Annotated in this window: 16 protein-coding genes; 4 read left to right on the top strand and 12 right to left on the bottom strand. The window is 47.7% G+C overall.

Features of this window, described 5'->3' with window-relative positions; genetic code table 11:
• Positions 1-184 precede the first annotated feature (184 nt).
• Together E5342_RS13470 and E5342_RS13465 are read right to left on the bottom strand one after the other, a co-directional pair.
• Entirely contained in the window at positions 185-967 is a 783-nt protein-coding gene (locus tag E5342_RS13470; RefSeq protein WP_121735878.1) for a porin family protein, read from the bottom strand.
• A gap of 13 nt (positions 968-980) precedes the next feature.
• On the bottom strand, positions 981-2,075 hold the full coding sequence (locus E5342_RS13465) for a PCMD domain-containing protein (RefSeq protein WP_121735879.1): 1,095 nt from the start codon (positions 2,073-2,075) through the stop codon (positions 981-983).
• Between the two features lie 403 nt (positions 2,076-2,478).
• Between E5342_RS13465 and E5342_RS13460 the strand changes: the two genes are divergently transcribed.
• Positions 2,479-3,792, top strand: coding sequence for a Gfo/Idh/MocA family protein (locus E5342_RS13460; RefSeq protein ID WP_135959558.1), 1,314 nt, complete (start codon positions 2,479-2,481; stop codon positions 3,790-3,792).
• Positions 3,793-3,840: 48 nt separating this feature from the next.
• On the opposite strand, the gene E5342_RS13455 is transcribed toward E5342_RS13460, so the two are convergent.
• The gene (locus E5342_RS13455; RefSeq protein ID WP_135959557.1) at positions 3,841-5,361 is read right to left on the bottom strand and encodes a DUF4301 family protein; all 1,521 of its coding nucleotides are present in this window, start codon (positions 5,359-5,361) and stop codon (positions 3,841-3,843) included.
• Positions 5,362-5,537: 176 nt separating this feature from the next.
• Here E5342_RS13455 and E5342_RS13450 point away from each other — a divergent pair, with 176 nt between their 5' ends.
• Positions 5,538-7,751 carry a RelA/SpoT family protein gene (locus tag E5342_RS13450; RefSeq protein ID WP_121735882.1) on the top strand — a complete coding sequence of 738 codons (2,214 nt, stop codon included), beginning with the start codon at positions 5,538-5,540 and terminating at the stop codon, positions 7,749-7,751.
• Positions 7,752-7,881: 130 nt separating this feature from the next.
• On the opposite strand, the gene E5342_RS13445 is transcribed toward E5342_RS13450, so the two are convergent.
• A complete protein-coding gene (locus E5342_RS13445; RefSeq protein ID WP_121735883.1) occupies positions 7,882-9,312 on the bottom strand; it encodes a CCA tRNA nucleotidyltransferase in 1,431 nt (476 codons plus the stop codon).
• A gap of 88 nt (positions 9,313-9,400) precedes the next feature.
• On the opposite strand from E5342_RS13445, the gene E5342_RS13440 reads away from it, so the two are divergent.
• Positions 9,401-10,225, top strand: coding sequence for a hypothetical protein (locus tag E5342_RS13440; RefSeq protein WP_121735936.1), 825 nt, complete (start codon positions 9,401-9,403; stop codon positions 10,223-10,225).
• 334 nt (positions 10,226-10,559) lie between these two features.
• Here E5342_RS13440 and E5342_RS13435 read toward each other — a convergent pair whose 3' ends face one another.
• Together E5342_RS13435 and E5342_RS13430 are read right to left on the bottom strand one after the other, a co-directional pair.
• The gene (locus E5342_RS13435; protein ID WP_135959556.1) at positions 10,560-10,889 is read right to left on the bottom strand and encodes a hypothetical protein; all 330 of its coding nucleotides are present in this window, start codon (positions 10,887-10,889) and stop codon (positions 10,560-10,562) included.
• A gap of 489 nt (positions 10,890-11,378) precedes the next feature.
• A complete protein-coding gene (locus tag E5342_RS13430; protein ID WP_121735885.1) occupies positions 11,379-12,224 on the bottom strand; it encodes a mechanosensitive ion channel family protein in 846 nt (281 codons plus the stop codon).
• Positions 12,225-12,382: 158 nt separating this feature from the next.
• Between E5342_RS13430 and E5342_RS13425 the strand changes: the two genes are divergently transcribed.
• The gene (locus E5342_RS13425) at positions 12,383-13,204 is read left to right on the top strand and encodes a tetratricopeptide repeat protein (RefSeq protein WP_122246813.1); all 822 of its coding nucleotides are present in this window, start codon (positions 12,383-12,385) and stop codon (positions 13,202-13,204) included.
• A gap of 132 nt (positions 13,205-13,336) precedes the next feature.
• Here the strand turns inward: E5342_RS13425 and leuB are convergent, their stop codons facing one another.
• The 6 genes from leuB to E5342_RS13395 are packed head-to-tail and all read right to left on the bottom strand — an operon-like array spanning position 13,337 to position 19,923.
• The gene (leuB, locus tag E5342_RS13420) at positions 13,337-14,398 is read right to left on the bottom strand and encodes a 3-isopropylmalate dehydrogenase (RefSeq protein WP_122246814.1); all 1,062 of its coding nucleotides are present in this window, start codon (positions 14,396-14,398) and stop codon (positions 13,337-13,339) included.
• Between the two features lie 15 nt (positions 14,399-14,413).
• A complete protein-coding gene (locus tag E5342_RS13415) occupies positions 14,414-14,857 on the bottom strand; it encodes a methylglyoxal synthase (RefSeq protein WP_005854477.1) in 444 nt (147 codons plus the stop codon).
• Positions 14,858-14,877: 20 nt separating this feature from the next.
• Positions 14,878-16,392, bottom strand: a complete 1,515-nt coding sequence (locus tag E5342_RS13410; protein ID WP_122246815.1) for an alpha-isopropylmalate synthase regulatory domain-containing protein — start codon at positions 16,390-16,392, stop codon at positions 14,878-14,880.
• A 2-nt stretch (positions 16,393-16,394) separates the two neighbouring features.
• A complete protein-coding gene (gene leuD / locus E5342_RS13405) occupies positions 16,395-16,982 on the bottom strand; it encodes a 3-isopropylmalate dehydratase small subunit (RefSeq protein WP_135959555.1) in 588 nt (195 codons plus the stop codon).
• A 26-nt stretch (positions 16,983-17,008) separates the two neighbouring features.
• Positions 17,009-18,406 (bottom strand): 3-isopropylmalate dehydratase large subunit, encoded by a 1,398-nt coding sequence (leuC, locus tag E5342_RS13400; protein ID WP_005864399.1) that lies wholly within the window; start codon positions 18,404-18,406, stop codon positions 17,009-17,011.
• Positions 18,407-18,420: 14 nt separating this feature from the next.
• The gene (locus E5342_RS13395; protein WP_036613255.1) at positions 18,421-19,923 is read right to left on the bottom strand and encodes a 2-isopropylmalate synthase; all 1,503 of its coding nucleotides are present in this window, start codon (positions 19,921-19,923) and stop codon (positions 18,421-18,423) included.
• Positions 19,924-20,321: the final 398 nt, after the last annotated feature.

The raw sequence follows: 20,321 nt of genomic DNA, 5'->3' as shown, positions 1-20,321 counted from the left end.
AACTATATTTCAATAATTTCAAAGAACTTTTTCAGATTTTAATGGGACAGTAGTGAAGATAAAATGTAACTTGGTCTGAGAATTATTGCCCCAAAGTTATAAAAAATAATTTATTTCCATAATAATCTTTTAATAAAAAAAGGCCACCTTTTAAAAGATAGCCTTATTTTGACTAAAATCAATTCTAAAAAGCATATCCGAAGCCTACATTCAGATAGATCGGATACATCCCGAAGGTGATCGTATCGAAATCCTTTTGGAAGATATCGTTCAATCCCCATGTCAAGTCGGCGTATACGATAAGGTGCTTAAACGCTTTCCATTCCGTACCGATCTGAGCTCCCCACTGGAACTTTCTTAAGTTATCCGAGAAGTCATAGGAAGCACGGTTGTCGCCGGAAAACTCCACCTTCGTACCGGTAGGATTGATCTCACGCAGATAACCGTCGTACACGTAGCCGGAGAAGTTCCGGTTTGTAGCGAACGAGACAAAGGGTCCCGCCGAGAAACTCACCCGGTTATTTAATTGGTAAAGAGCCACGACCGGGATCGAGAAATAAGAGTTCTCCACCTTCGTACGCACGCCGCCAGTCCAATTTCCTTTCAGCTTCTCGCCGCCGGAGCCAATGATCTCCATGCTGTAATTCTTAACCGTCGCTTTCGTCTCCATACCTTTATTCTCCAGACGGAAACCGATCATCATACCCCACTCCTTGCTCTCGCCGAACCATTTCTTGATATCGCCCTCTATAGAGACGCAAAGCGTAGGACGGTAACTATCTATCGCACGAATCTCACGAGGCAATGGCACCGGAGCGGTTCCGCCAATATTGATCCCGGCTCTTACCGTATATTCCAATCCCCTGAGGGAAGACCAGATTATTCCTTGGTTTCTTTCCTGCTGCGCCTTCAACGTAACGACACCCGACAGACACAGTATACCTATTAATACTATATATCTTTTCATACCCTCTGTTTTTTTAATTCTCACCGGACTGGATTATCTCAACCTCATCGATCCAAAGCGTGCTGCCTTCCGCTCCCTCGAAGACATCGCCTTTCAAACTCGAAGAGAAGACTATGGATAACTGATAACCACCCTTCGCCAGCTTATCCTTATCGATCACCTTACCAGGCTTAGCCACGAACGGGATATAGAAGCGCGTCCACTCATCCGTTTCTTTCTGATCGCTGATCCGGGCAACGGATATCAGGTTCGGACTTGTCAACCCGTTGAAGCCATCCAAATATTTCACATCCTCATCCGTCTCATAGAAGATGGCATAGATATCACATTGGTCTTTCTTACCTTTTACCTCCTCGCCATTCACTTTATACGATTCTCCCGCTTTATATTTATAATAGCCACTCAGGTAAGTCGGCACATGATCGAAAGGACGTCCCAACCTCGTGCCTTTCCTTGCGTCCGGAATAGCGTTCAGCAAATCAAACGTACCGATAAAAAGGTTTCCCGCGGCGATAGGCATACCGAATCCGCTACCGAAACTACCCGTGCCGCGGGTCACCAACTTAGCGCATTTACCGACATATCCGTTATCGTCTTGCATGGTGGGATAATCCAACGGTGTCTTGGGCACACCCGTCAAACCAAAACCGGCGTTACCACTCGCCCACGTTACCGAATCCCCATTCGACGTGAAATCATAGAATATCTGATAACGCTCATTCTTCGGCTCCATCGTTATATGCTCGAAATGATATTCCGTGCTTACGCCAGAAACGATGCAACGCACCGTATAGGTCTTCGTCCAGTGGCCATCCTCGGAAGTAACCGTATAGGTTCTCGGTGTCGTAAAATCAAAAGCGGAACCACTAGCCGGTCTGATAGCAGCTCCGGGAGTCAAAGTAAACGCCGGGGCTAGATTTGTAATATCAGCGTCACTTTTCACGGTCAGCGTCACGGACTCATTTTCGATCTCCGGCTCGGCTTTCAATATATCGCCATCTACCGTACACGACAAGATATCCGCTTCCGCATTGGGCGCCTCCTCCCGGATACAAGCGACGGAGAGTAGCGTCAATAAAAAGCATAAAACAAAACTTTGTACCTTCATACTTCAATATCTTTATAATTCATACTTGAAAAAAAGACCACACCTTCTCATCATTCCTAGTGAACAAAGATAATCGATTATGCGATAAGTAGCACATCTCGAACGAAAACCTTTCACATTTATCTGCTAATTATCCGGCTAACCCTATTATTCCCGAACAGATATACCTATATTCTTCGTTCGGCAGCGGCGAACGATCATTCGGCGGCAGCGAATATATATTCAATGGCGGCGAACGATCGTTCAGCGGTGGCGAATAAAGAAGAGAATAGGCAACAAACGAGTTTATAGTATGGAGGAAGGATGTTTTATTCGGCCTGATCCTACTTTTTGATACCTAATATCCTTGCGATTGTCATAAAATTCCATTAATATCGCGTATACTTAAATCTGTATAGACCATATGACAACACGAAGAGATTTCCTCCGGCAAACCGCTTTGCTCGGTGCCGGATTTTCCATCAGTCCTTTTTTCATTAAAGCCGGGAATGCCGGTGTGGGCGCAAACGACAAGATAGGCATTGGGCTTATCGGATGTAACGGTATGGGATTCGAGGACTTAAAGGCTTTCCTCCGTAACCCGGAGGTAGAATGTATCGCCTTGTCGGATATCGACGAGAACGTATTGAATAACCGGGCGGCAGAAACCGAGAAGATCACCGGGAAAAAAGTGAAGCATTTGTATAAAGACTGGCGTAAATTGATAGATAACAAGGATATCGATCTCGTAATCGTAGGTACTCCCGACCATTGGCACTGTCTGCAAATGGTATCCGCTTGCCAAGCCGGGAAGGATGTGTACTGTGAGAAACCGCTGGGAAATAGCATCGAGGAATGCAACATCATGGTAAGGGCGGCACAGAAATACAACCGGGTCGTGCAAGTAGGCCAATGGCAACGTAGCGATCCGCACTGGCAAGACGCCATGCAATTCGTACATAGCGGACAGCTGGGTAAGATACGCACCGTACGTGTATTCTCTTATCAAGGTTGGTGCCCCTCTATCCCCGTCAAGCCGGATGAGGCGGTTCCCGCCGGAGTGGATTATGATATGTGGCTGGGGCCGGCCCCGAAACGTCCGTTCAATCGGAACCGTTTTCATTTCACATTCCGTTGGTTCTGGGATTATGCGGGAGGTTTGATGACAGATTGGGGAGTACATCTATTGGATTACGCATTATATGGTATGAACGTCACCGCACCGGAATCTATCATGGCTTCCGGAGGCAAGTTCGGTTATCCGGATGATGCTTGCGAGACCCCGGACTTATTGCAAACCGTCTATACATTCAAGAATTTCACCGTCATGTGGGATCATGCGATCGGTATCGACGATGGGGCCTACGGGCGAAATCATGGCCTAGGATTCGTTGGCGAGAACGGTACTTTGGTGATTGATCGTGGCGGTTGGGAGGTTATTCCGGAAAAAGTAAACGGACAGGCCCGCATGGAGGCTGTTCCCTTGAAGAAGTCATACGGAGAGGGTGGCTTGAATTTGCATGCGAAGAATCATTTGGAATGTATCAAGAGCCGGAACCGGAATTGCAATGCCAGCGTAGAGATCGGGGCGCATATCGCCAAGTTCTCGCAATTGGGGAATATCGCTTATCGGACCGGGAAAAAATTATCTTGGGATGGAAAGAGTTTCCATGACGCGGAGGCGGATAAGCTGCTGTGCAAGGAATACAGAGCACCGTGGGAGCTACCGAAAATCTAAGGATCTAGTTGTAGAGACGGGGTGTACCCCGTCTCTACAACTGGGTATTTATTGATGCTCCGGTCTCAAAAGATCGTTCACCGTCTTCACGGGGTTGAATGTCTCGATAGGGACTTCTACGAATACCGTGTTCCAGTCGCTCATGGCACCGTTCCACAAGCCCGGCAATTCCAGCGCTTTCAATTCACGGCCATCCTTGCTCTTATAAGAGATGAAGCCCGTGTTCTTATCCACGTAATCCGGCAAGTTGTATTTCTCTCCCTTATAATTCTTAACGGCGCAAACCAAATCCACGGGATTAAAGTGAGTACCCTTCTCAAACATCGCCTTCTTAGCCGGATCGCTCATATCGATCTGGGAGCTTTCAAGCACCTGCAAGGAAACCGTACCATCCGGATTCTCCGCCAAGAACGGACCGCCGCCCGGCTCGCCGACATTCTTCACCATACCGCATACACGCAACGGGCGAAGCAGTTTGCTCTTGATATACAGGATTAACTCAGCGTCTTCCAGTAATTTCGTATCCGGATTCTTAATGCACAAATCGTCCTGCAAGAAATGGATCATCTCCTCTACCTCGGCGTGGGTATACTTACCGGTCTCGATCTGTTCCAGATATCTGAAGGCTTTCTCCTGCAATGTTACCAAGACACCGGCGATCACCTTCTTATAGATAACCGTAGAGCATTTGAAGCTATCCGGAACCACGTTATCTATATTCTTGATAAATACCACGTCGGCATCCACATCGTTCAAATTCTCGATCAAGGCTCCATGTCCACCCGGGCGGAACAGCAACTTATCATTCTTATCGCGGAACGGAGTGTTATCCATAGCGGCCGCTACCGTATCAGTACTCGGTTTCTGGATACTGAAAGAGACATCGTATTTCACGGAGAACTTCTCCTCGTACTCGCCTGATTTATCGGCAACCAATTGCTCGAATAAAGCCTGATGCTCCGGAGATACCGTGAAATGGATATTCACCTCTCCGGCGTTATTCTTGGCGTACATGGCACCTTCGGCCAAATGTTCTTCCATCGCCGTACGAACCGTATCGGCATATTTATGGAAAAGCAACAAGCCTTTCGGCAGCTGCCCGTAATTCAAGCCTTTCGGATCCAATAAATTGGATACCACCTCCTTGTACTCGCCCAAGGCTACCAACGCAGGAATATCTTTCCCTGTATTCTCCACGCACTTCTTGTCCAAAGCCTTATAGAAAGCGAATTTCTCGATCTCGCTAAAGAACTTCTTCTCAAAAGCGTTCGTCGGTTCCTTATAATCCGCCGAAAGGAACTCGTACAGATTCTTAAACATACGGCTAGCGGCACCGGAGGCAGGTACGAATTTTACGATTTTCTTGTTTTTAGCCAGATAAGCGTCCCAAGCATCCATATAAGAGGCCTGTTCCTCTTTAGATATTACCATAATACCTTTTTCTACCGAAGCGGAGGCCGCTATCTCAAGGAAAGGGAAACCTTTTACGAAGCAAGCGAGTTGCTCTTCAATCTGTTTTTCGCTGATTCCTTTGGCTTTCAGCTGTTCTAAATCGTTCGCGTTTAACATAGTATAGTATTTAATGTGAATAATCTCATCAGTAACGCCACAGGGCACTTATGCGCTATGTGTATCGCAAATGTATAAAATAACCGCAAGATACGTGTTGAAATTCCATAGAAAAAAGTATTTTTACAGCATGTTTTGCGGCCTGTCCTCAATCGGGCAATAAAAATGATATAACTATGGATACAATTGGATTCTTTACGTCTGAAGAAAAGAAGCTGTTCTTCTCCAAATACAGGCTCTTGTTACGAAACCTTTATTCTTTCCTCGAGCGGGAAGATATCAGGAAGATGAAGGAGCTGATGAAACGGGTTGTCGCTCTCGATTGCTACGGCAGGGATAAAAATGGTATCAACGGTTTATTGCGAAATATCGACACGGCCTTGATCGCTACTTTGGAGATTGGCTTGAAACGTACCTCGGTCATCGCTCTCCTATTATACCGCCCCGTATTGAAGAAAGCGATCACGATAGAGGAAGTGGAGCAGAAATTCGGGGCGGACGTGACCTTGATCATCCGTCGCCTCTTGAAGACCTCCGACCTGTATGCCCGGAACACCGCCGTCAACTCGGAGAATTTCCATCATTTGCTTTTCTCGTTTGCCGAGGACGTACGTGTGATCTTGCTTATGATCGCCGACCGCCTCTGCCTCATGCGCATGGGTAAACAGATACAAGAGGATGATCGTATCCGACTGGCTACCGAGGCCTCTTATTTATACGCTCCACTCGCTCACCGACTGGGTTTATATACGATCAAGAGCGAGCTGGAAGACCTTTCCTTGAAATACACGGACAGGAAACAGTATGACTTCATCAAGCGGAAGCTGAATGAGACGAAACGCTCCCGTGACGCTTATATCGCCGAGTTCATCGCCCCAATCAAGCGGAAGCTGGCAGCGGCGGGATTCAAGTTCGATATCAAGGGACGTACCAAATCCATACATTCCATTAATAACAAGCTGAAAAAGCAGCAGGTGGAGTTCGAGGGTATCTACGATCTTTTCGCTATCCGGATCGTATTGGATACGCCGCTGGAGAAGGAACGCTCGGAATGCTGGCAAGTTTACTCCATTGTCACCGATATGTACCAGCCCAACCCGAAGCGTATGAAGGACTGGATCTCCATCCCGAAGACCAACGGTTACGAGAGCTTGCATATCACGGTTATGGGGCCGCAAAATAAATGGGTGGAGGTGCAGATCCGTACGAAGCGGATGGATGAGATCGCCGAGCGGGGCCTGGCGGCGCATTGGAAATACAAGGGCGTGAAAGCGGAAAGCGGGCTAGACGAGTTCTTGAATACCGTACGTGCCGCCTTAGAGTCTAAAGAAAATAATCCGCTTGACTTGATGCAGGATTTCAAGATGGATTTATATAAGGACGAGATCTACGTCTTCACCCCTACCGGCGAGCTTATCAAGCTGGCTAAAGGAGCGACCGTACTCGATTTCGCCTTCGCCATCCACACGAAGCTGGGAAGCAAATGCGTATCGGCTAAGGTGAACGGGAAGAACGTACCGATCAAATACGTGTTGAACAACGGCGATAGCGTATCCGTGATTACGTCGCCGGCGCAAAGCCCGAAGCGGGATTGGCTGAACTTCGTCGTCACCTCGAAGGCCCGTGTGAAGATCAAGCAGGCCTTGAAGGAGGAGACCGTGAAGGCCGTGGAATTCGCCAAGGAGATGTTGCAGCGCCGCTTCAAGAACCGAAAGATCGACATGGACGAGCCGACCATGATGCGTTATATCAAGAAGAAAGGATTCAAGACCGTCACGGACTTCTACATCGAGATCGCCGAGGAACGCCTCGATCCCAACCTAGTGATCGACGAATATCTGGAGGCCTTCCGCAAGGAAACGGAGACTAACGAACGCACCGAGGTACGTAGCGCTGAGGAATTCGTGACGACAACTCCGGCAGAGGAGAGATCGACGAACAAGGATGTCCTGGTGATCGACAAGAACCTGACGGGCATCGAATATAAACTCGCCAAATGCTGCAACCCGATTTATGGCGACGAGGTTTTCGGTTTCGTCTCCACGCAAGGTATCAAGATACACCGCATGGATTGCCCTAACGCCCAAGAGATGTTCAGCCGCTTCGGTTACCGGATCATCCGCGCGAAATGGAGCGGCAAGGGAGACAACGGCTATACGGTTACGTTGCGGGTGATCGGACGAGACGATATAGCGATCGTCACCAACATCACCTCCGTGATCGGCAAGGAGTCGAACGTCACGCTTCGCTCGTTGAATATCAACTCCGTGGACGGATTATTCCAAGGGAACTTCACCGTATCGGTAAGAGATACGACCGCATTAAACTTGCTGACGAAAAAGATCAAGGCGGTAAACGGCGTGAAAACGGTAGAGCGACTAAATTCCTAAGACAGCGTCCTGTGCACGAAGTACCGTAGTACTCTGTACGAAGTACTACAGTACTCTCTAGGAAGTACCGCGGTACTTCCTAGAGAGTACTGTGCCAACTGTAAGACTGTGCCTTGTGACTATACCCGGATCACAGAATCGGCTTCAGCCCCATCCTCTCCGCACGTTGTATAAGGAATTGACGGGCCGCCTCATACTCGTTCGGGATCACGCCGTCGAGGATGGCGTTCTTGATCGCCTCTTTCAGCACGCCGACAGGCTTGGAGGGAGCCAAGCCAAACGTCTCCATAATCTCCTCGCCGGATACCGGAGGCTGGAAGTTACGGACACGGTCTTTTTCCTCTATATCGGCCAGTTTCTCGCGCACCTTACGGAAATTGTTCAAGAAACGGCGAACCTTCTCCGGGTTCTTGCTCGTGATATCGGCCTCACAGAGTTTCATCAAATCGTCGATATCATCTCCCGCGTCGAACAGCAGACGGCGGATCGCCGAATCCGTCACCTCATCGTCCGACAAGGCGATCGGACGCATATGCAGGCTTACCATCTTCTGTACGTACTTCATCTTCTCGTTCATCGGGAGTTTCATCTTCCTGAAAATACCGGGGATCATCCGCTCGCCGATAAAATTATGATTATGGAACGTCCATCCCAAGCGAGGGTCGAAACGCTTCGTGGCAGGCTTGGCGATATCGTGGAAGAGGGCGCTCCAACGCAGCCATAGATTATCAGAAGTCTTGCTCAAACGATCCAGCACCATCAAGGTATGGGCGAAATTATCCTTATGCCCGATCCCCTCCTTGGTTTCCACGCCCTTCAAGGCGCAAAGCTCGGGGAAGATCAAGGGCAACAGTCCGCATTTATCCAGCAAGTCGAAACCGATAGAGGGCTTTGGCGAGAGGACGATCTTGTTCAACTCGTCCACGATACGCTCCTTGGAGATGATGGAGATACGCTCCCGGTTGCGGATGATGGCGTCGAAGGTATCGGGATCGATAAAGAAACCTAATTGAGTGGCGAAACGAACCGCGCGCATCATCCGGAGCGGATCATCGCTGAAAGTGACATCCGGGTCTAGAGGCGTACGGATCGTAAGCTCGTCCATATCCTCCAACCCGCCGAAGGGATCGACCAATTCTCCGTAACGCTCCTTATTCAGGCAAAGGGCCAAGGCGTTGATCGTGAAATCGCGGCGGTTCTGGTCATCCTCCAAGGTGCCGTCTTCCACGATCGGCTTACGGCTGTCATGGCTGTAGGATTCTTTCCTCGCCCCCACGAATTCCAGCTCCAGATCGCCGGCTTTCACCTGCGCCGTCCCGAAATTCTTGAAGACAGAAAGATAAGCGCCACGCCCGATCTTCTTGGCCACTCGTTTGGCCAACTCTATACCGCTGCCAACCGCTACCACATCGATATCCTTGGATGGGCGGTTCAAGAAAATATCCCGCACATATCCGCCTATTACATATACCTCAACACCTAGCTCTTCCGCCGCCTCCGATATCAAATGGAAAGGCTTCGCGGATATATGATTTACTATCTCTTCCTCGTTTATATACATATTTATGTATTCCAAATCCAATAAAGAGCGCAAAGATAATCAAATTTCATGTACTTTTGCGGTATCAAATACATTGAACGAGAAAGATATGAAAAAGTTAGCGATCTGTATAACGCTCATTGCCGCCATTTTAACAGGCTGTAACGGAGACGAGAAAGCGGCTCAAGCCCGTTTGGATAAGGCCCAGGCCATGTACGAGAATAACGAGTTTTTCGGAGCGAAGAACGAGATAGACAGTATCCGCACCCTCTATCCCAAGGAAGTAAAGGTGCTGAAACAGGGATTAACGCTTATGCGCCAAGTAGAAGTAAAGGAGGCAGAGCGCAATATCGCTTTCTGCGACAGCTTGCTCCCTATCAAGCTGGAGGAAGTAGAGGTGTTGAAGAAAGGCTTCGCTTTCGAGAAGGATTCCGTTTACGAGGAAATCGGCAATTATATCTGGAGACAGCAGACGATCGAGCGCAACGTGCAACGTTGTTACGTACGTTGCGGCGTGAACGAGGAGGGCGAGATGTATCTGGCCAGCGTATATTACGGCGGACGCCCCATCGAGCATACGGGAATCAAGCTGAGCCTGAAAGACGGCCAATTCGCCGAGACCGCTTCCATCCCGTACGACGGCGGACTGAATTACCGCTTCAAGGATATGGGAAGCACCACGGAGGTAGTGACCTACAAGGGGGAGCACTGCGTCGATGCCGTCAAGTTCATCTACGATAACGAGAAAGAACGGATCAAAGTGGAATACACGGGAGGCAAGCCTTACATTATATATATGGCGGACGCCGACAAGAAAGCGATCGTCAGCACCTTCAACCTTGCCACCGTATTAAGCGATATTAAGAGCATGAACACCTTGAAAGAGAAATCGGAAAAGAAGATCGCTTATCTAAAGAATAAACTGGAGGAGTAGAATCCCTCCATACAAATGGCCTACCTATAAAAAAGCACCGGGACCCCTACAGTACATTTTTTGTCCATAATCAAATAGATTTTATTTATTAATCACAGTCTAAACAGGGGTCGTTTAGAAAAGGCTTTGAGGGGGTATGAGATTAACAATCGATTTAGCGTCTTATAACAAAAATCGTCCTATTCTCACGAACAGGACGACTATACTACTAAAAATGTAAACAGTGTATTTATATAGTAATATCATGAAACTATATATTTTGGAGAAAAACCGCTCCACCTTCACAGGCAAAACGGCTGGAAATCTAATCTACTCAATAAATATCTTCACAGGCTTACTCGAAATAAGCATGTTCCTTAACGACATGACCTCTGTCATCGAAATAAACCTTATATATCTTACCATTTCTGGTAACTAATACCACCTTATACTTCACAAATGTGCTATTATTCGACACCTCAACTGATTTCACCATACATCCTTCATAGGAAGTATTTACCGCATCGCACAATATTTGGGGCATATCAGTCACGTCGATCGGATAAAATTCATCCTGTACCACTATTTCCTTAACACTACCGGTCATCCCGGCTTGCGCTTCTACATTAGGGGCAATCAATAAGCCACATAAAGCGACAATAACCCCATAAACAATCTTTTTCATACCTTAAAAACCTAAATACCTAAACCTTTTTTCTCTTACATCATAAATTCGCACACTAAGGTGCAATCTCCGTGCCAAAACTCACCCTGAAAAACAGAAAGAGAATAATAAGTTGTAAATCCGATAATTAACTTAAAGTAAAGAACTAATCATGTGGTTGCCTAAATGTGGAATAAACCGTGGAGTGTAGAAAATTTCCCCACGAAAATGTGGAATCTCTACACATCGCTATAAAAACGAGGCCCACCCTTAATCTATAAGGATGAGCCTTAAATCATTCTACTCAAATATAATCAAATAAAAATACTAAAGTAATAAAATAAAGTCCCGTAATATCGTATACACTCTGTGCCTAACCTCTAATTTACGATTCACAAAGATAAATCTTTTTGTTCAACCATCTATAAAATAATCGCACATCTAACGAAACTCAAAGATTTTTGAACAAAGAGATTCCTTTTAAGGACAAGTCATAGATTATCACGAACTTCAATCCTTCGCTTGATGTACGGTAAGTTGCGGAAACGGGAAATCGATACCTACTTCATTGAAGGTTGCGTAGATATTCTTGTTAATATCGAAATACACACCCCAATAGTCGGAACTGTTTACCCAAACCCGTACCACCACGTTTACGCTGCTGTCCGCCAAGGCTGTCAAGGCGATAAACGGAGCGGCCGGCTCAGACAAGATGCGGGAATCCTTCGCTAATACGGACTCTATCACTTGCTTTACTTTCTCATAATCGCTTCCGTATTCCACGCCAAAAGTCCAGTCTACACGACGAGTCGTCTGGTTACTGAAATTAGTCACAACGCCACTACTCAAGGAGCCGTTCGGTATATAGATAATCTTATTGTCCGGAGTACCCAATACCGTATGAAACATTTGTATTTCTTTTACCGTGCCACCAACACCTTGCGCCTCGATATAATCACCCACCTTATAAGGCTTGAAAAGAAGGATGATCAATCCACCGGCAAAGTTTGACAGGTTACCGCTCAATGCCATACCGACAGCGACACCGGCGGAAGCCAACAAGGCGGCAAACGACGTAGTTTGAACGCCTAACGCCCCTACGACTGAAATAATCAATAAAATGGTTAAACTGACATTCACCAAACTACCCACAAAAGTCTTGACAGAAGGATCGATATCCCGTTTGCTCAATATCTTCCGAACCAGTTTATTTAGTAAGTTTATAACCAATCGTCCCACCAAAAAGACAATAAGGGCTTTAATAATCGTAAAACCCAATTGGGAGCCATGCTCAACCAAGGATCTGATAGCTTCCTCTAATTTAGAACTCGCTTCTACAGCTGCTAATAATACCATATCTCTTCTATTTTAGTTAATCTATTAATTATATAACAATCTGATCTTCCAAAAATATTATGAAATGTAGCAAAGGTATAAAGTTTTTTTAATCTGGTAAAACCATGAAATAATTACGTAGCTTTGCATCAATCAAATAACACGTTAAATACGACAGCATGAAAATCCTTGCGATACTCGCCGCCCTTTTCCTTTCAATAGGCTATGGCCACGCTCAGACATACGAGAAGTTTGTCGAGAAAAGTTTTGACTTCTTGGACAAGAACGACTTAGTCTCCGCCGAAGAGAGCCTACGAGCCGCCATGCGCCTTGAACCGGGCAACCCCAATAACTACGCCTTGCTCATGAACCTCGGGACGATACAGCGCAGGCAAGGGAAACTGGAAGATGCCCTTCTCTCCTATACCGCCGCCCTAAGCCGCCATCCGAATAATGAGGCTATATTGGAAAATCGTGCCGGTTTATATACGGAAATAGGTGACATCGAAAAAGCGACAAACGATTACAACGCCCTGCTAATCTTGAATCCCCATCATCAAGAGGCGTTATATTGCAGGGCAATGCTTCATTTGCAACATAAGAACTATCTTTTGGCCGAGCAGGATTTCGATAAGATACTGGAAGTAAACGAGAAATCCGTGAAAGGACGTCTGGGACACGCGATTCTCGAAAAGCTACGGGGGAATTACGATGAGAGCGAACGCATCTTTAATTACTTGATCAGCGAGATGCCCCGTGAATGGATCTTATACGAGGGCCGTGCCGATCTATATTTCATGATGGGCAAGAACGCCCGGGCTATGGCCGATATCAATCGTGTTTTCGTGGAAAGTACTCCGACAGCCGCTTTATATGTATTGCGAGGCAAAGTAAAACTCGCCCAATATGAGAAGGCATCGGCCGCCTTAGACTTCAAGAAAGCTGAGGATATGGGATATGATAAAACGACTATCGACGAGTTGATGAAGATGGCTCGTTAAGGCTGTTTTTATACGTATAGTGGCATCGGCTCACGCGAGTAGTGGTATTGGCCTACGCCACTACTCGCATGAGCCGATGCCACTATACGTGTGAGCCTGCGCCACTACTGGTGCGAAATCGGCCCATTTATACTACTTTTCCATGATATAATTGACAATCCAACTACCCACTTCTTTCGTTCCATATTTCGCTCCACCTTCCACTTGGATTTCCGGCGTACGGACATTCGCGTCGAGGGAAGCGTCTACGGCTTCACGGATCAAGGCTCCCTCTTCTTTGAGGTCGAAATACTCGAATAACATCGCTACTGAAAGAATTTGCGCCAAGGGGTTCGCAATATTCAGCCCTTTCGCCTGCGGCCAAGAGCCATGAATCGGCTCGAAAACCGGTGTGCTCTCTCCGGTTGAAGCGGAAGGCAGCAAGCCCATAGAGCCGCTGATGCAAGAACCCTCATCCGTCAAGATATCACCAAACGTATTCTCGGTTACCATCACGTCGAAGAATTTCGGCTCTTGGATCATACGCATAGCGGCGTTGTCCACATACATATAGTCTGTCGTTACTTCCGGATAGCTAGGAGCCATCTCTTGAGCGATCTGGCGCCATAGACGGGAAGAGGCAAGTACGTTCGCCTTGTCAACAACCGTCAGGTGCTTATTCCGTTTCATCGCATACTCGAAGCCCACTTTCAAGATACGCTCGATTTCCGGGCGGGTATACATATTCGTATCGTATGCCTTATCGTTGTCTTGATATTTCTCACCGAAATACATACCACCGGTCAACTCACGGATACATAAGAAATCCGCGCCATCCACCAATTCGGCACGCAACGGCGATTTATGCAATAGGCATTTGAAGGTCTGCACCGGACGGATATTAGCGAACAGGCCCAACTTCTTACGCATCGCCAAAAGACCTTGCTCCGGGCGTACTTTCGCTGTCGGATCATTATCAAACTTAGGATCGCCCACAGCCGAGAAAAGAACAGCGTCGGCATCCTTACAAATCCGATAGGTCTCCTCCGGGAAAGGATCGCCTACCTTATCGATCGCGTCAGCGCCACAAAGGGCATACTCATAGTGAACCTCATGTCCAAATTTCTCACAAACGGCACTCATTACTTCCACGCCTTGCACGGAAATCTCTGGTCCGATCCCGTCTCCGGGAAGTACTGCTATATTCAGTTTCATCGTAAATGTTTGTTATTATTCTCTGTTAAAATGTACATACTTAGGCTCCGTGGGGAAATACGTGTCATCATCCCACAGGGTACTTGTAATCATCAAGTCGGCGCTATAACGGTTACAAGCGATAGGTACGTTATGAACACGGCACTGGCGAAGCAACATCTGGATGTCGGCCTCGTGCGGTTGCGGATTCAAGTCGTCTATCAAAAAGACCGCCAAATCGATCTCCTTACGGACAACCATAGCGGCAATCTCAGCATCGCCTCCCATCGGACCGGAATGCATACAAGCAATATCCGCGTTCACCCCTTTTTCCTCGAGAGCTTTACGAACCAAATTTCCGGTCGTACCCGTACAAACAATATGGTGGTGAGACAAGAACTCAGCGTTATGTACCGCCCATTCTACCATTTCCGCCTTACGATTGTCGTGCGCTACAAGCGCGATAGTCAACTTTTTCATACCCTTTACCTTTTTAATTATTAATCCTCTATCTTGTTCAGCATCTTCAATGTCGCCTTGATCGCCGCCTCGGTCTGATCAGCGTCCAGACCACGAGTCTTGAAATCGACCCCGGCATAATTCCAGCTGATGACCGTCTGCACGAACGCATCCGTACGTCCTCCCGGCGGGATGGATACCGAATAGTTCGTCAACATCGGGAACGGGCGGTTCAAACGGGAATAAATCCGGCGTAGGGCACGAACGAAAGCGTCGTATTGTCCATCACCGGAAGCCGATTCCTCGTAAGCCTCGCCATTGATCTCGATCTTCAAGGTAGCCACCGGCTTCAACCCTTGGGCCAAGGATAAGGAATAGTTCAAGATCCGTATTTTCTGATCCTCCAGCGCATTATCATGATGAAGCACATCGCTGATAATATAAGGAAGATCCTCCGGGGTAACCATTTCTTTCTTATCCCCTAACTCAATGATCCGTTCCGTAACCTTACGCATCGAACCCTCGTCCATGTCGATACCGAGCGCTTCCAGATTCTTGCGGATATTCGCTTTTCCGGAGGTCTTGCCCAAGGCGTACTCGCGAACCCGTCCGAAACGTTCAGGAAGCAGGTCGTTGCAATACAGGTTATTCTTGCTATCACCGTCCGCATGGACACCGGCGCACTGCGTAAACACATGCTCTCCGATGATCGGCTTATTGGGCGGGATATGTACCCCGGAATAGGTCTCGACCAAACGGCTCGCCTTGTTTATCTTTTCCTCCCTCAAGTTCGTCTCCTCTCCCAACTGGTCCTTGATAACGGCAAGTACGCTGCTCAAAGGAGCGTTGCCCGCACGCTCTCCCAAGCCGTTCACGGTCGTATGGATTCCCTTGATACCCGCGCGGATGGCGGAATATACATTCGCGACGGCAAGATCATAGTCGTTATGCGCATGGAAGTCGAACCTTAAATCCGGGTAGCGGTCTACCATCATCTTGCAATACTCGTAAGTATTCCCGGGATTCAAGACGCCCAAGGTATCCGGGAGCATGAAACGGCAGATCGGAAGTCCTTTCAACGCATCGATCACCAAGAACACGTAATCCGGGGAATGCTTGATACCGTTCGACCAGTCCTCCAGATAGATATTCACGTCGATCTTCCGTCTCTCCGCTTCCAATACGACCGTACGAATATCGTCAACGTGTTGCTCGGGAGTCTTACGGAGCTGTTCGGTGACATGCTTATAAGAGCCCTTGCAAAGCAAGTTCACGACACGGCAACCTGCGGATTCAATCCAGTCGAGAGAGACCGTACCATCCACGAAACCCAAGACCTCCAATTTGTCTAGGTTTCCGGAACGGGCGGCCCAAGCGGCTACACGCTTCACGGCCTCAAACTCTCCGTCCGACACACGGGCGGAGGCGATCTCCACCCGGTTCACGCCTAAGTCGCTCAGCAGCACTTGCGCTATGCTAAGCTTCTCGTGAGCGGCGAAGGAGACGCCCGAAGTTTGCTCCCCATCTCTGAGGGTTGTATCCATTATTTCTATCATAATCAGCGTGCTGCCTCGAAGGCTTCTATCTTTGATTTATTTGCCAGTAAATAGTCGATATCGTCCAATCCGTTGATCAGGCAATCCTTTTTATAGGCGTTGATCTCGAAATGCTCGCTTTTGCCCGTAGCCTTGTTCGTGATCGTTTGCTCCGGTAGATTTACCTCGACCTCAGTTTTCGGGTCCTTGTAAATCGAATCGAACAATTCAGCGAGGAACTCTTCAGTCACAACAACCGGCAGCACGAAGTTGTTCAACTCGTTGTTTTTATGGATATCGGCGAAGAAACTGGAGACCACGACACGGAAACCGTAATCGGCTATCGCCCAAGCCGCATGCTCACGGCTGGAACCGGAACCGAAGTTCTTTCCCGCTACCAATATCTTTCCGCTATACGTAGGATCGTTCAAGACGAATGATTCGATCTTATTACCTTCCTTATCATATCGCCAATCCCGGAATAAGTTCTCGCCGAACCCTTCTTTGGTAGTCGCTTTCAGAAAGCGAGCTGGGATAATCTGGTCGGTATCCACGTTCTCTAAGGGAAGAGGCACACACATGCTTGTGATTATATTGAATTTTGTTTTCATCTTATGCTACTTTATTAGATTAGTCTTTACATCAGTTCTCTCGGGTCTGTGATCTTACCGGTCACGGCAGCGGCGGCGGCCACAAGCGGCCCCGCCAAGATAGTGCGGGCACCCGGTCCTTGGCGGCCTTCGAAATTACGGTTGGAAGTGGAGACCGCATATTTACCTGCCGGAACCTTATCCTCATTCATCGCCAGACAAGCGGAACATCCCGGTTGACGAAGGACGAAGCCGGCCTCAGCCAAAACCTTGTCGATCCCCTCGGCACGAATCTCCCGCTCTACCTGCCAACTGCCGGGAACCAGCCAAACCGTTACATCATCCGCTTTCTTCTTTCCTTTCACCAAAGAGGCGAAAGCACGGAAATCCTCGATACGGCCATTCGTACAGCTACCTAAAAAGACATAATCCACTTTCTTACCCAACATAGACTCGCCTGCCTTGAAGCCCATATAATCCAAAGACTTCTTATAAGAGATACGGCCTGCCTCGGGCACGCTTTCTAAGGAGGGGATATCTTTGCTGATACTCATACCCATGCCCGGGTTCGTACCGTACGTAACCATCGGGTCGATATCCTCGGCGTGGAAAACGATCTCCTTATCGAACTTAGCGTCCGGATCACTATATAACTGACGCCACTCGCTCACCTTCCGCTCCCATTCCTCGCCTCTTGGGGCGAACTCACGGTCTTTCAAATAATCGAAAGTAACATCGTCCGGAGCGATCATACCACCACGGGCACCCATCTCGATCGAAAGATTGCAGATCGTCAGACGTTCCTCCATGGTCGTATTACGGATCGCCTCGCCGGCGTACTCCACGAAATAGCCCGTAGCACCGCTGGTACTCATCTTACTAATAATGTATAAGGCAAAGTCCTTCGCCGTAACGCCCGGTTTGCGTACACCATCGATCGTGATACGCATCGTTTTCGGCTTACGCTGCATGATACATTGGGTAGCCAAGGTCATCTCCACCTCGCTCGTACCGATACCGAAGGCGATAGCACCCATGGCACCGTGCGTAGAAGTATGGGAGTCGCCACAAACGATCGTCATACCCGGCTGCGTCAAGCCTGTCTCCGGACCTACCACATGGATGATACCATTCTTCGGATGTTGAAGACCGTAATACGTCAAGCCGAAATACTTCGCATTCTCTTCCAAGGTATCCACTTGATTCTTGGATATAGGGTCCTCGATAGGCTTATCTTGGTTCAATGTCGGGATATTGTGGTCCGGCATACAAGTGATTTGTGCGGGACGGAAGGGCTTCAATCCACGTGCACGTAATCCGGCGAAAGCCTGCGGGCTAGTCACCTCATGACAATACAGACGGTCGATATACAATTGTATGGTTCCGTCGGGCAACGTGTCCACCACGTGTTTGTCCCAGATTTTCTCAAATAATGTCTTGCTCATTGTCTTGTCTATTTTTAGTCTACTATAAACTTATTGATGGCGTCCACGAAAGCCTCCACGGAAGCGGCGATAATATCGGTATTTGCGGAGAACCCATAATAGGTAGCCCCGTTATACTCTACCTGCATATGCACCTTGCCCGTATCATCGCTACCTTTATTAATGGCTTGAATCAAGAATTCCTGAATCGTCATGTCACTATTACTAATGGCTTTTTTCACCGCCTTGATGCCTGCGTCAACCGGACCGTTACCAGCCGCGGCCTCATATCTTCTTACTCCCGACAAATTTAAACAAATACTTGCGACTGATTGTACTCCAACACCACTAGTTACCTGTAAATATTCCAATTTAATACGGTGGGTGGCCGTACGATCCTTTCCGACCAACATCAAAACATCATCATCATTAATATCTTTCTTACGATCGGCCAGTTTCAAGAACTCATCGTACACCTTGTCCAATTTCTCCTGCTCCAGATCCACACCTAAAACATGCAGGCGATGCTTCAACGCCGCACGACCGCTACGAGCAGTCAATACGATCGCGTTATCATCGATACCCACATCCTTCGGATCGATGATCTCGTAGGTTTGCGCATTCTTCAAAACGCCATCTTGGTGGATACCGGAGGAGTGAGCGAATGCGTTACGTCCGACAATAGCTTTATTCGGTTGTACCGGCATATTCATCAAGCTAGAAACCATACGGCTCGTACTATAGATCTTATTCGTCGTGATATTGGTAATAATATCACGTTCTTTATGGCTCTTGAAAACCATGGCGACTTCTTCCAATGACGTGTTACCCGCACGCTCACCGATACCGTTTACGGTTACCTCCACCTGACGGGCTCCGTTCAACACGCCTTGTACGGTGTTCGCGGTAGCCATGCCCAAGTCATTATGGCAATGGGTGGAAAGAATAGCGTTATGTACGCCATCCACATGTTCCATCAGATACTTGATCTTCGCCCCGTACTCATCCGGCAAGCAATATCCCGTCGTATCCGGTATATTCACCACGGTAGCCCCGGCCTTGATCACGGCCTCTACGACACGGGCCAGATATTCATTATCCGTACGCCCGGCATCCTCACAATAGAACTCTACGTCCTCCACGTACTTCTTAGCGTATTTCGTGGCGGCGATCGCACGCTCTATGATCTCCTCCCGCGTGGAGTTAAACTTGTATTTGATATGAGAATCCGAAGTACCGATACCCGTATGGATACGTCCCCGCTTAGCGAATTTCAACGCCTCGGCAGCCACGTCGATATCTTTCTCCACCGCACGGGTCAAGGCACAGATGGTCGGCCAAGTCACGGCCTTTGAGATCTCAACCACACTCTTAAAATCCCCCGGGCTGGATACGGGGAAACCCGCCTCGATCACGTCTACGCCGAGCTGTTCCAACGCCTTGGCTACTTGAATCTTTTCCACTGTATTCAACTGGCATCCCGGAACCTGTTCACCATCACGTAAGGTGGTGTCGAAAATAAATAATCTGTCTGACATAATCTTATATTCTTAATTTACTAATATCCTATACTAACTAAAAAAGCCTCTCTCACAAGGAAGTGAGAAAGGCTCTTTCATCTATCGTAATGCTCGCAAAGCATACAGTCTCACTTCCTATCCCGTTCCCAGAGTAGAATAATGTTTAGAGAAATAATGAGACTATTTTGCAAGTTGCGTGTCATTGTTCTTGTCTTTATTGTTTTTGTTTCAACGTTGCAAAGATACGGCCTTTTTTGATACCACCAAATATAATTCGAAGTTTTTATCCATTATTTATTACAAACTATAAGCCAAACAACCATATGCCTTACGAAATAACACTGCCCATCGTTAGGTTGTTACGATGGGCAGTATAAAATGTTTACAATGCCCATTGTAGTCATATTACGATGGGC

It is taken from the genome of Parabacteroides distasonis, from assembly GCF_004793765.1.
Lineage (GTDB): Bacteria > Bacteroidota > Bacteroidia > Bacteroidales > Tannerellaceae > Parabacteroides > Parabacteroides distasonis_A.
Note: the sequence above shows the minus strand (reverse complement) of the source record. Positions and strands in the feature narration are given on the sequence as shown.